This is a genomic window from Actinoplanes sp. CA-030573 (assembly GCF_050951115.1).
In the GTDB taxonomy this organism is placed as follows: domain Bacteria; phylum Actinomycetota; class Actinomycetes; order Mycobacteriales; family Micromonosporaceae; genus Actinoplanes.
In genome coordinates, this window is record NZ_CP192038.1 from 7270791 (window position 1) to 7282993 (window position 12203).

Annotated in this window: 9 protein-coding genes; 1 reads left to right on the top strand and 8 read right to left on the bottom strand. The window is 69.1% G+C overall.

What is annotated here, in order from left to right:
• Positions 1 to 42 precede the first annotated feature (42 nt).
• A complete protein-coding gene (locus ACQP2F_RS33430) occupies positions 43 to 3378 on the bottom strand; it encodes a hypothetical protein (RefSeq protein ID WP_433294567.1) in 3336 nt (1111 codons plus the stop codon).
• Between the two features lie 164 nt (positions 3379 to 3542).
• Here ACQP2F_RS33430 and ACQP2F_RS33435 point away from each other — a divergent pair, with 164 nt between their 5' ends.
• Entirely contained in the window at positions 3543 to 5420 is a 1878-nt protein-coding gene (locus ACQP2F_RS33435) for a hypothetical protein (RefSeq protein WP_433294569.1), read from the top strand.
• A 47-nt stretch (positions 5421 to 5467) separates the two neighbouring features.
• Here ACQP2F_RS33435 and ACQP2F_RS33440 read toward each other — a convergent pair whose 3' ends face one another.
• The 7 genes from ACQP2F_RS33440 to ACQP2F_RS33470 all read right to left on the bottom strand — a co-directional run bounded on the left by ACQP2F_RS33440 (position 5468) and on the right by ACQP2F_RS33470 (position 12134).
• Positions 5468 to 6697 carry an MFS transporter gene (locus ACQP2F_RS33440; RefSeq protein WP_433294571.1) on the bottom strand — a complete coding sequence of 410 codons (1230 nt, stop codon included), beginning with the start codon at positions 6695 to 6697 and terminating at the stop codon, positions 5468 to 5470.
• Between the two features lie 185 nt (positions 6698 to 6882).
• Positions 6883 to 7548 carry a hypothetical protein gene (locus ACQP2F_RS33445; protein WP_433294573.1) on the bottom strand — a complete coding sequence of 222 codons (666 nt, stop codon included), beginning with the start codon at positions 7546 to 7548 and terminating at the stop codon, positions 6883 to 6885.
• 104 nt (positions 7549 to 7652) lie between these two features.
• Positions 7653 to 8165 carry a MarR family winged helix-turn-helix transcriptional regulator gene (locus ACQP2F_RS33450; protein WP_433294575.1) on the bottom strand — a complete coding sequence of 171 codons (513 nt, stop codon included), beginning with the start codon at positions 8163 to 8165 and terminating at the stop codon, positions 7653 to 7655.
• The gene (locus tag ACQP2F_RS33455; protein WP_433294577.1) at positions 8162 to 8368 is read right to left on the bottom strand and encodes a hypothetical protein; all 207 of its coding nucleotides are present in this window, start codon (positions 8366 to 8368) and stop codon (positions 8162 to 8164) included. The genes ACQP2F_RS33450 and ACQP2F_RS33455 overlap by 4 nt, the downstream gene beginning before the upstream one ends.
• A 36-nt stretch (positions 8369 to 8404) precedes the next feature.
• Positions 8405 to 9445: an alpha/beta fold hydrolase gene (locus ACQP2F_RS33460; protein ID WP_433294579.1), complete on the bottom strand. Its 1041-nt coding sequence runs from the start codon at positions 9443 to 9445 to the stop codon at positions 8405 to 8407.
• A 221-nt stretch (positions 9446 to 9666) separates the two neighbouring features.
• Positions 9667 to 10827: a histidine decarboxylase gene (locus tag ACQP2F_RS33465; protein ID WP_433294581.1), complete on the bottom strand. Its 1161-nt coding sequence runs from the start codon at positions 10825 to 10827 to the stop codon at positions 9667 to 9669.
• A 167-nt stretch (positions 10828 to 10994) separates the two neighbouring features.
• The gene (locus ACQP2F_RS33470; protein WP_433294583.1) at positions 10995 to 12134 is read right to left on the bottom strand and encodes an alpha/beta hydrolase; all 1140 of its coding nucleotides are present in this window, start codon (positions 12132 to 12134) and stop codon (positions 10995 to 10997) included.
• Positions 12135 to 12203: the final 69 nt, after the last annotated feature.

A 12203-nucleotide genomic window follows, 5' to 3' on the forward strand; every position in this document is an offset into this window, starting at 1 on the left:
GGCCGCCGCGGGTCGCCGCGGCGGCGTGAGCGCCGGAGGACGTTACACCGCGGAGCGCAATTGCGTGATTCCTCGGGCCGCGAACCGGCTAACGATGTGTTCCACCCGGGTTCGTTCCTGCTCGCCAGCGTTCGAGGCTGCTCGAAGGATGGCGTGCATGTCGTCGAGGCTGCGGGCGTAATCCCAGTAGTCCGGGTCGTGGTCGAGCCACAACTCGAAGATGTCGAGGCACGCCGCGGCGTCCTGCGCAGCGTGTTCCCTCATCTTGCTCAGCACGCGAGCGCTCGGATGGAAGGCCGTATTCCTGGACATCACCGTGTGCAGTTGGGCGAGCGCCCACGCCGGGTCGAACGCGTCGCTGAGGTACCAGACGTCGACGCTTTCCAGCTCGTCGAGAGCTGCGGCCGGATCCACACTGGCGAGCCGGAATCCCCACAGTGCCTTCAGGCGGTCACGGCGCTCGGCATCCAGCGGTACGGCTGCGGCGAGAGCCCTACCGACGCTCTCGAGGATGACCGTCGCCGCGCGTGGAGGCGCCTGCCGGTAGAAACGGCGCAAGAGCTGGTCAGCGTCGTCAAGGCCGATACGCCCGAACCAATACCGTTGGCCGAGGTGGACCGCGAGTTGGCTCGCGCGGAAGATCGACCACTCGTCGTCGCTCGGGGAGAGCTCGGTGACGGCGTGGTCGTAGTGCGGCAGCAGCATCTCCCACAGGTCGTCAGGCGGCGGCTGGTTGCCGATGTAGCCGCGCCACGCCGCCATCCACGCCTTCTCCCGTCCGGCCGACAGAGGCAGGATGTCCGGCAGGTGCTGCAGCGTCCACCCGGCGTCGAGGTGGTACATCAGCGGGATCGTGCGCCCCAGCGTCTCCTGCACGGCGGCGGAGTCGTCGGCGGTGCCGCAGTGCTGTTCGACGAGGCTCAGAACGCCGGCCGGCGTGGCGTTCGAGTCGATCTGAGACTTCCAAACGCCGATCCTTAGTGCGGTGTGCAGAGCTGTCGAACGTACGGCGTCGAGCGCAGCCGATGAGTCGTCCCGCTCGGTCTGAGGGTCGGGATCGGGGTCGTCGAGGGCGGATCCGACGACCGCCATGAGCGCGGGCTCGCATGCGGCCGGTATGCCGCCCTCGGGGTACCGCAGCCCGAGTCCGAGCAGATGCAGGACGTTGTAGCGCGCCGAGCGCCATTGCCGGTCGTCGCGGCTGGTTCGGCCGGCGGACAGTTCCGCGACGGCCTGGGCGTCGACCCAGGCAAGAAGGTCGATCAGCGTCGGCCAGTCGAGTACTCGGTGGTCCTTGGCCGCGACGGCGAAGCCTTCGAGGATCGCGGCAGCGTGCGCAGGCTCGACGCCGATGAACGCGGTGGCGTCCCGCGAGCGCTGCTCGGCGACTGCGGCGATGGATGCGCTCAGGGCAGGCCTGATGGATGACCGGTCGAGTTCGCGCCAGTCCTGCGGCGGCTGCCAGCTCGCGAGGAAGGTGACAAGGTCGATCGGCGACATGGACTCAAGGTCGCTCGCGTCGACCGGGGAATCCCCGCTGCTCCATCCGAAGGTCATCCGCAGCGGCGCGACCGCCAGATCGGGTGCTGGTCCGTACTCGGCGATCAGTTGCTCGTATCGGCTGCGAGCGTCGGCGTCGAGGACGGGCTCCAGAGGTGCCAGCCGATCACGAATCCACCGGTCGGCGCGGTCACGCAGCCGGGCATCGAGATCCGGATCGTCACCCGTTCGGGTGTACTGGGCTCGCCACTGTTCGAGGTCCGGGCCAGCCAGGATGGCGGCGACGAGTTGCTGCACCTCGTGCGTCTGCAGTCGGTCATGAGCGTCTGCAAGCAGCAGCTGAAACTCGTACGCGGCGCCGTCGTCCGCGAGCAGGCCACGCTCGAAGAGGTACCGGCGCACGGTTCCCGGCTCGCCGTGGCCGTGCTTCCGTACCAGGTGCAACGCCATGCGGCGGAAGATCAGCGCCCTATGCTGCTCCAGCAGGCCGAGAACCTCCTCGAGGGTCGCTGCGCTGACGGTCAGGAGTTGATCGGCGATCGAGAGAGCCGCGTCCAGCAGGGCATCACGGGCGGCGGGTCCGTACGGCTCGTTCTCGTCGGTCAGCAGGGACGGCCGCCAGACTCGTGACTGATCCTCTCCGTCGTCGCCGTAGACGGTGACCGCGCTGTCAACCAGCCCGAGGGTGAACGACAGCGCGGGCAGCCCGACCAGCGCCGCGACCGTCGGCAGCGCTCCGCGGACCACACTGACGTAGTCGTAGACGCGGATCGGCTCGTGCCCGCGTCCGGGCACGTCTCTGAGGACGCTGCGGACGAGTTGGTCTGCCGCGTCGACATAATCCGCGCGGGCAAGGCGCACGGCGAGTTCGCCGATCTGGTCGGCGGCGATCACGCCGTACGGCCCGGGCACGGACCTCACGATTGTCGGCACGAGCTGTGCACCGAAGTCGGGCGGCAGAATCAGTGCCACCTTAACCAGGTCCCAGATCACGTAGCTGTTGTCCGTCGGCGGGACGTCGAGCGCGGCCTCGGTGGTCGCAGCCGGGTCTACGGCGGCCATCCGAACCAGGTATTCCGATTCGGGCCATCGATTCAGGGCCAGCACCTGGCCGTCCGGGTCGGTGAGCGGCGGCGGTGGGCTACCAAAGAAGTCCTTCGCGCGCAGGACGCTGAGCCACGCAGGCGAGGCGTGGGTGAAGAAGTATCGTCGTGCGGTCTCGTTGGCGGGAAAGTTCTGCGCGAGCCGCTCAGCGTCGTCCTCGGTGGGGTGCTGCTCGGCCAAGAGAAGGTCGAGGTCGTCGAAGACCGCGCGGTAGCGCCGCTCGAAGCGCTCGAGAATCAGGTCGAACAACGCCTCCATCTGAAGGAAGAAGGCCCGGAAGTCGGCATCCACCGGGCGGGGGTAGTCAAGGCCGTTGCGGTGAGCGCGCCGGTGCAGGCCGATAGGCATTTCCGGGTTCTGGCCGAGCCAAAACGCCCTCAGCGGGTCCGACGCGGGAATCTGCAGGTCGTCGCAGATCGCCGAGATCTTCAGGTTCCCGCTTTCCTGGGCCTTGTTGGCTTTCCTGATCTCGGCCTGGTCGACCTGCGTCATGGCGCGCTCTTCCAGGACAGCCCGGATGGCGCTGTCGACCTCCCGCAGGGCGTGACCGACCATGTGGCTGGTCGTCGGGCGTACGGGCGTCTCCGTCATCCGCTCGCATGCTTCCCGCCAGAACTCGGCCGCTCCAGGGCTGACCAGACGTGTCAAACGCCGGTATATGTCGGCCTGCTGCGCCGTCAACGCCGGCCGCATCGCATCGTCGCCCTGAACCATGACCGCCCCCATCACCGGTGCCGTGCCCGCCGATAGTAGAAGAGCGATCCCGGAAGTCACGCACGATTTCCGGGTCAACTGCCGAACACTCGGTGTCCTGGGGAGACCGGTACAAAGGCTGTCGCTTCCTGCCGGCCAACCTCTCCGCGACAGGAGGGCCGTGCCGTGCTCACGCAACGGCCCCCGCCCTGTCGAAGGTCACGTAGTGCGACCACACTGGTCCCATGAACAACAGCCCGGCGGCGACGGCGCGAGAATGGGTATCGGCCCGCAGCTGGGACCGGTTTGTGGGAACCCCCGAGTCCGCCGTCCTGGACGTGAAGTCCGGCATATACCAGCTCGATGATCCCGCTGGCGCCGGTGAGTTGATTAAAGATGTGGCCGCGTTCGCGAACGGCCAGGGCGGTCTACTTCTCGTCGGATTCGGCACGCGGGTCGAGAACGGTCGCGAGATCATCGACGCGCTGAAACCCGTGCCGGCGCGCTTGGTCGACGTCGATCGGTACCGCAAACTGGTCCGCGACCGGGTGCGACCACTCATTCGTGGTCTGACCGTCGACTTCTACGCCGTCGATGACGAGCGCGGGGTGCTGGTTATCGACATTCCGGCGCAACCCGAGACCGCCAAGCCGTTCGTCGTCCCCGGCCCCGACGGCAAGAAGACCCCGACGACGGTCGGTGTCCCCATCCGGGACGCCGATGCGACGGTCTGGCTGACCCACGACGGCCTTCAGCGACTGCTCTCGACCGGCTGGAATGCCGAGAGCGGCCCACGAGCGGACATCATCGAAGCGTTGAACACGGCAGTCGCCGCCGCAATGCCTGCGCCCCCGCCGCCGTCCCATCCCGAGGTCGGTGAAGGCGGTGGACGGCAACGCCAACAGTTCACTACCGCGTACGCGGCCGGAGGCGGACAGCCCCTGCTCGGGTATCCGACGCAACCGGTCACCGTAGTCGGACCCGGCCTGATCCAACCGCTCGCCGGCCGCGACAGTGCGCCCGGCCCAGTTCTAACCGTATTGCCGAACGGGCGCAGCGCCGTCGTTCCGGGTGACGTCTGGGAAGACCTGCGCGAGGCGGGCAACGCCGCCGATACGGAGACGAGTATCAGCAACGTCGGCCTGCCCTCGGCCTCGGCGGACACCCCCTTGCTGATCCGCGGCGACGCGCAGACGGTCGAGCTGGAAGGCGGACGATGGGGACCTGGCCGTCTGGCCCAGGTGTCACCCGGCGGGCGGTTGCTGTGGCGGCCGCACACCCGCCGTGACTTCGAGACGCACCACAACAACTTCGCCACCGGCGAACTCACCGAGCTGTACCTGCGCGCCGTCCTCGACGTCGCTTGGCAAAACTGGACGTACGGGCCCCAGTCGCTCCCCGTCGCGGTCCGGCGACGGCATCGCGACCTGCTCACGGAATCCGGGCTCGCCGCGCACATGTCCAGCCTCGTACACCGCCACGCAGCGGCGGCCGATGCGCCGGCGTGGAACCTGGCCAGCGGATCCGACAGCAATCACTCGGCCATCAGCTCCCACGTCCGCGCACAGACCACCACGCCCGACGGGGCGCCGGTGATGACCGCGAACTCGGTGCTGCAAACCGGCAACTGGCGTTCCCCGTCGTCGGTCCTGGCCACCGTCGACCTAGGAATCAATCTCCGACACCTCCAGCAGCCGCACGACGCCGACAATCCGCAAGCATCGCGTTCCCGTCTGCCGATCGCCGACCTCGTTGGCGCTTTGGTCGCGATGTGGGACGCCATCGTCGTGCTGCCCGAGGCGCTCGAGCCCGACTTCACAAGGCTGCCGTACGCGGCGCCCCCGTTCGTCGTCTTCTACATCAACGCCGGAACGGCCGCGCGCGACGACGGTGACGAAGGCACAGCGCGTCAGCTGAGTCTCCCGGACGTCCTCGATTTCGCCTCGTTCGGCGACGGCCCGCGCGATGTCTCCCGGACGCAGACGGCGTTGCGCATCGTCGGCCCATTCGACCCGGACCGGGAAACCCGCCGACACCTGGTGGCCGACAGCCTCAACGATCTGGCCATCGGCTGGGGCTTCCTCGCCGCGGACGTGAACAGGCTGCCCTCCCGCAAGATCTAGGCATCCGCGTAGCCAGACAGTCGGTCACCTTCAGTCGGTCGCTATCGTCAGGCAGCGGGGGCCTGCTCACCAGGCCGCTCATGCGCCGATCGCACAAGGCCGCCCGCAACCGCGACGACGAGCGTGAGCAGGGGCAGCAGCAACATAGCGGCGGCGAGACCCACGTGAGCAGCGAGAGCGCCGATCAGCACGGGCCCGATCACGAAACCCGAGTAGCCGAGCGCCGCGACCCGCGAGAGCACGCCGCCCGCGTTGTCGGCGTCCAGATGCCCGGCAGCAGAGTAGGTTTGCGGCACCACGCACGACAGGCCCGCGCCGAGGAACCCGAATCCGGCGACTGCCGCCAGCGGTATGCCGGTCAGGACTCCGGCGGCGAATCCACCGCCAGCCAGCAACCCGCAGATACGAATCAGGGACGCGGGGCCGAAGCGGGCCACGAGACGGTCGGCGGTAAGCCGGCCCGCGGTCATCGCGAGCGCGAAGACGGCGTACGCGCTGGCCGAAATGCTGAGCGAGCCGTGCAGGCTGTCGTGCACGTAGACGCTGCTCCAGTCCGCGGCGGCGCCCTCGGACAGCAAGCTGCAGAAGGCGATCAGCCCGAGCCCGGCAATCCTCCAGAACGGGATCGAAGCCGTGCCCCCCGGCGCACGCCCAGAGGCGCGCATGCTTGCATTGCCCGCTCCGTCGATGTGCGCGTGCCGCGCCGAGAGCAGCGCGCCGGCGGCGAGCACAAGGCCGAGGACCCCGGCGAGCGTGAACGTGCCGGTCGCCGTGGGGTCGGCCGCGGAAAAGCCTGCTCCGGAGGCGGCAGCGAGCAGGCCGCCGATGCTGAACCAGGCGTGGATCGAGCTCATGATCGGCCTGGCGTATGCGGTCTCGCACGAGACCGCATACGCGTTCATCGCGACGTTGGTAGTGCCGTGGGCTAGACCGAACAGCAACAGGCCGGCGACCAAGGCAACAAAGGTCGGTGCGTATATGAGCGCGGCGAGCGCGGGCCCGAGCACAAGCGCGGCGGGCGTTAGGACGCGTTGCGTGCCGTACCGGTCGATTAGCCGGCCGGTGAGGCCCATTCCGGCCAGGCCGCCCAGGGCGAGGGCTAGCAGGGCGATGCTGAGTTGTCCGTGGCTGAGGTTGAGGTGTTGTTCGATGGTGGGCATCCGCGCGGTCCAGGTTCCGGTGGCGGCTCCGACGATGGCGAACAGCGTCGAGGCTGCCAGCCGGGCGCTGAACAGTCGTTGCTGCGGCTGAGCCACAGTGCGCAGGTGAATTGTCATCAGGAACTCCCGAGCACGACGGGCGCGCTCTCGAAGGGTCGGGGTGACGAGCAAAGGGCTCCGGCAGGCTGACTCGTGACCCGGTCCAGATCACGGCCATAAGCCGCTGGATCCCGGATGGTCATGAGGTGTCCCGGCCGCCGCATCGGCGACCGGGACCTGTTTCCTGCAAAGCGCGAGGTGAGTTAGCTGGCCATCGTGGACATGGCGTTACGGGCGACCTCGTTGAGTAGCTCGGTGACCTGGGTCGGCGGCACGCTCTGGCGGGTGATCTGGTTGATTGAGATCCGCAGGTAGAGATTGCCGTCGTACACCGTCAGGTGCGGGCCGATCTGGTTGTCGGTCCAGCCGTAGGCGCCCTGCGCGGCCAGCTCGGGATCGGTGGTGAGGGTGTGGTCCTTCGCGTCCGCCCTACGCATCCCGTTCCAGAACGCGGCGACCGCGCTGGCGGTGCCCGGGTTGCCGACCATGACTTGAATGTCGACCAGGCTGCGGGAGCCGGGCGCTCCGTACTGCCGGTCGCAGCGGGCGAAGCTGGCGAAAGAGGTCTTCTCGTAGTGCGGATTGGCGAGGTTGCCGGCGTCGTCGCCGAGCGCGGCCGAGAGGCTGTCGAGCTGGATCAGATCGCAGCCCTTGGTCGTGCTTCGGTAGGTGTAATTGTGCGTGCTGGAGGCGCTGGTCGCGGTCGAGGGCGGTGCGATCGACGGCGGATGTGCCGACGCAGATGGCGTCGGCGTGGCTCGCGGGCTTGTGCCGCACGCGGCGACGAGGAACGCGCAGGCAGCGGCCAGGACGCAGACTGCGGTCCGCAGTCTTACCGAGCCGGAGGTGGTGTTGCTTCTGCTGTGCATCGTGGGTTCCTTTCGAGGGTGAGTTGCCGGGGTGGCCGATCGGATTTGTGCCGGTGAAGCGCGGCGGTGCCGCGGGGGTGCGCGGTAGCGCGCCGAGTGGTGAATCACGTCGTGTCCATCGGGATTCGTGTGGTGCTCGATGGCGACAGGAAGAGTTCGCGCAGCGCCGTTCGGAAGGTGTCCCCGACGGGGGCCCGGCCGGTCGCGATGTACTGGTGGTAGGCGTCGCTGATCTGCGGGATGAGGTCGGTGACCAGCCGGGACCCGCGGGAGGTCGGGTAGAGCTGGGTCAGCCGCCGGTCGCCGGTTTCGCGGGTGCGGTAGATCAGCGCGCGTTCGACCAGCAGGTCGCAGACCTGTGTGGTGCCGGACTTGGAGATGACGGCGATGTCGGCGAGCTCGCGGGTGGAGATGCCGGGCTGGTCGTTGATGATGGTCAGCACGTCCCAGCTGGTCCAGTTCAGGTGCACGTTGTAGAGCACGTAGGTGTCGAGGTGCCGGCGAACGAGGTTCGCGGCGCGGACCAGCAGCGCGAGGGTGTCGAGGTCGACGCTCGGGATGCTGTCGACCCGTGAGCCCTGGACGTCAGCTGGAGCCTCTGGGTGGTGGTCGTTCACCGGTGCCTCGCGGTCGCGGTCGGCGGTGTGCTGGTCGGTGGCCGCAGCCGGTGCTGTCTGGGCTTGGGGCGATGCGGGTTGCGGTGGTGGTCGCCGTGCGCGGGGTGCTCGGGCGTGGGTAGATGGACGCCGCCGTAGGTGGCGAGGGCATCGGTGCGCGGGTCGTTGTCGCCGTGGTGGCGTGCTGGGTGCTGGGTGAACATCTGTTCCTCGTTCCGTGCCGGGGCGGGTGGGTTCGCTCAACTGCGGCAGGTGGTGACGCCCGGGGTGCGGCCGGCGGGGTGGGTGATCCACTGGTTGGCGATCGCTTCGGCGATCGGCGCAGTGCGATGCAGGGTGATCGAGTGGCCGGTTTCGGGGATCGACGCCATCGCCAGCGGTGTGGTCGCGGCGTAGTCGGGGCGTTCGCGCTGGCATAGCTGCGCGCCGGTGCCGCAGGGCAGGTCGGTGGTGCACAGCAGGGCGTCGTCGGCGCCGACGATCGTCAGCACGGGTACGCGGATGTGCTTGCTGTAGCCGGTTTCCGTTTCGGGGGTGAAGGTCAGCTCGCCGCTGGTGCCGGTCGATTTGCTGGCCTCGTCCCAGGCGGCCGCGCCGGGCAATGCGGTCTGCGCATCGAGGAAGAAGCCGGCCCGGGTGCCGGGCTGCGTGGTGAGGTAGCCGGCGGGCAGCGCCGTGTTGGCGAACTTCGGGTCGTCGGCGGCGGGGTGCAGGTCGTTGGCGAAGGCGGTGATCTGATCGGGTGACAGGCCGTGCAGGATGCCGGTCAGGACCAGCGCGTCGACGTCGTGATGGGAGGCGGCTTCGGCCATCCAGACGATGGAGCCGTAGGAGTGTCCGACCCCGACGACTGTGCGGTAGTGGCCGATGGTGCCGTCGCGTAGGCCGGTGACGATCTGGTGGGTGACGGTGGCTTCGGTGTCGGCGGTGATCTGGTCGGCGGGCGGTTTGCCGCTGGCGCCGACGCCGACGCGGTCGATCATGTAGACCGACTGCCCGGAGCCGAGCGCTGCAGAGACCCAGTCGGCGGCGGGGTCGGGGGTGGTCCAGTAGGTGTGGTCGTAGGTGTAGCCGGACAGCAGCACCTGCACCGTGCCGTTGGGGTGCGGGGGTGTGCAGAGCCAGCCGGCGATCCGATAGCGCGGGCTGGCCAGGCCGGGGGTGAGGGTGGCCGTCGTGTCGTGGCGAACACAGGCGGGGCCGCCGGTGTCCGGCATCGCTTCGGCGCCCGGGACACCGACGAGCATCACCGCGACCGCGGCGACTACCGCGAGCAGCATCGTTGTCAAGTGCCGGCTGGCGCTGCGGCGAACTCGAGTTGTCGTGCGGGCTCGGGACGGAGACGAAAAGGTGGGCATGGTCGTCGCTCCTTGGTGTTGATCGGGACTGTTGGTGGGCGGTTGCGGACTGCCGGCGCAGGTCCGCACGCGTCGGGGTTGCCGGGTGACGGCGGCCCGTTTCGCGGGTCCGGCACGGTTCGTGCGTGGGGCGGCCGTGCTGGTCATCGGGTGCTCCCGGCCAGTGCGAGCTGCTGGCCGTCGCCGGCTCGGATCGCGCTGGCCATGTCCTCGAGGAAGTCGTTGATCGACGCGATCGGTGTGCCCGGCATAGGGATGACGTGGCTCCACCCCCGATGCGAGGCCATCGCCCACCGGCTGCGGACGGCATCGGGCGGCGTCCGCAGGACGACGGTGAAGGCGTTCGGCTGCCGGTAGGCCTCCCAGCCGAGGTGCCGCAGCTGATCGCAGACGTGGCCGGCGAGTCCCCGGGTCCGCTCGGCGCGGGCACGCAGCCCGTCGATCCTCAGCGTGTTGAGCGCGTACCAGAGGATCAGCGGGGCGTGCCCCGATCGGGAGCCGCCGATGGTGGTGTCGAGGCTGCCGATGTAGCCGACCGGCTGGGCGGCGCGGGCCCGGTGTGAGGCTTTGGTGATCACGACGCTGCACGGCGACGGTGCGGCCAGGAACTTGTGGCCGGAGATGCACATCGAGTCGGCGCCGTCGGCGAAGTCGATCCCCGGCCGGTCGGTGGGATCGAGGAGGGCGAGTGGGATGCCGGCGAGTGCCGCGTCGGCGTGCACGAAGCGGTCGCGGATCGCGAGGTCGTCGAGGATCGCGGTGATGCGCCCGACGTCGTCGACCGCCTCGGTCATCGTCGTGCCGATGGTGGCGATGACGATGGCGGGCCGGTCGCGGCGCAGGCCGAGTTGGGTACGCAGGTCGTCGTAGTCGATCTCGCCGCGGGAGGTGCTGCGGATCCGGACCGCCGGCAGCGCCAGCTGTCGGCGAATCTTGTCCAGCGAGTAGTGGGCTGAGTCGGAGTAGTAGCAGACGGCGTCCGGGTAGAGGGACCGGGCGATGGTCAGGGCAGCAGCGTTGCTTTCCGTGCCGCCGCTGGTGACGTAGCCCCACCGGTCGTCGGCGGGTGCGCGGAACAGGTCGGCCAGCAGTTCGACGACCTGACGTTCCTGTTTCAGGGTGTTGTTGGGTACGTCGCTGCCGGTGTAGGGGTCGCCGATGTTGTTGATCGGCTTGGTGAGGAGCTCGGTGAGCGGCCGGTAGTCGATATCGGATGCGCCGGGAAAACCGATGGAGATACGCGCGGCGTCGTCGAGCTGACGGCTGATCTCCATCACCTCGGCGGTGATCGGGTCGTTGTGCATGGGTTCCTCGTCGAAAGAAGGGCTGTGCGGCAGGGCGCCCATCGGCGGGCGCCGGGCCCGGGACTGCGACCTGCGTGAGGGTCTGGGTGGCCCCGGCGAGGTCGTGTTTGTTCTTGGGTCGTGCACAGCGCGACGGCGGTGCGCCTCCACACGGCCCAGCGGCGGGCTTAGGGGTGGGGGCAGGCGGTGACGGCCGGTCGCGCGCCGGTGCCGGTCACGGTTCGGGTGATCCACCTGTCGGCGGCGGCGAGGACGGTCGAGGCGCCGCGGTGCAGGTTGATGGCGTGCCCGGCACCGGGCACGGTCATCGCGGCAACTCGTGTGCTCGGCGCGTAGATGGTTTGCACGCGCTGGCACAGTTGGGCGCCGGTGTCGCATAGCTCGGTGGTGTTGCAGAACAGCGAGTCGTGGCTGCCGTCGATGAGCAGGACCGGGACGGTGATGTGCCGGCTGTCGGCGGCGTACGCGGCGGCGGTCATCGTGCCCAGTTCGCCGGTGGTGCCGACGTCCTTATGGGATTCTTCCCAGGCCGCGGCTTGCGGTACGGCGGTGTCCGGGTCGAGGAAGAAGCCCGGCCTGGTGCCGGGTGGGGTGGTGACGTAGCCGTCGGGCAGGTTCGCGTGGGCGAATGTCGGGTCGTCGGCGGCCGGGTAGAGGGCGTCGTGGAAGGCGGTGAGCCCGGGCTGGTTGTACTGGGGCAGTTTGCTGGTGAGCACGAGCGCGTCGAGATCGCGATGCTGGGCGGCTTCGGCGGCGAGGATGATCGAGCCGTAGGAGTGCCCGACGCCGACCACGCTGCGGTATCGGCCGAGGGTGCCGTCGTGCAGCGCGGCGGTGATCTGGTGCACGGTCTCGGCTTGGCTGCTGGTGGTGACCTGCTCGGCCGGGGGATGGTCGCTGGCGCCGACGCCGACGGGGTCGATCATGTATACGGCGTCGCCGTGCGCGAGCGCGGCGGCCGTCCAGTTGGTCGGCGTGCTCGCGCCGAGCCAGTAGGCGTGGTCGTAGGTGAAGCCGGAAATCAGCAGCTGAACGGTGCGCGTGGCATGGCGGGGCTGGCACAGCCAGCCGGCGACGCGGTAGCGCGGCGCGGTCGGGCTGCCGGTGAGCGTCACTGAGACGTCGCGGCGCTGGCACCCGGCCCCGGGATCTGGGGATGGGCGCGGATGGGCGCCTGCCGGGCTCGCCACGGCGAGCACCACGAGCAGGGCCAGCAGGAAGCTGGCGATGATCGGCCGCCCGGCACGCGAGATGCGTGTGGACTGCACAGGGGGTGTGGGCTGCGCCGTGGGCGTGGACAAGTTCATGTGCTGCTCCCTTGGTGCTCGAAAAGTGATCGGTTGTCGTCGTGGTCGGGGGGTTTGCTGACGGCGGTT

Coding starts and splice junctions, on each gene's coding strand:
- ACQP2F_RS33445 (WP_433294573.1), bottom strand. CDS start 7,548: ATGCACAGCAGAAGCAACACCACCTCCGGCTCGGTAAGACTGCGGACC.
- ACQP2F_RS33470 (WP_433294583.1), bottom strand. CDS start 12,134: ATGAACTTGTCCACGCCCACGGCGCAGCCCACACCCCCTGTGCAGTCC.
- ACQP2F_RS33435 (WP_433294569.1), top strand. CDS start 3,543: ATGAACAACAGCCCGGCGGCGACGGCGCGAGAATGGGTATCGGCCCGC.
- ACQP2F_RS33465 (WP_433294581.1), bottom strand. CDS start 10,827: ATGCACAACGACCCGATCACCGCCGAGGTGATGGAGATCAGCCGTCAG.
- ACQP2F_RS33440 (WP_433294571.1), bottom strand. CDS start 6,697: ATGACAATTCACCTGCGCACTGTGGCTCAGCCGCAGCAACGACTGTTC.
- ACQP2F_RS33455 (WP_433294577.1), bottom strand. CDS start 8,368: ATGTTCACCCAGCACCCAGCACGCCACCACGGCGACAACGACCCGCGC.
- ACQP2F_RS33460 (WP_433294579.1), bottom strand. CDS start 9,445: ATGCTGCTCGCGGTAGTCGCCGCGGTCGCGGTGATGCTCGTCGGTGTC.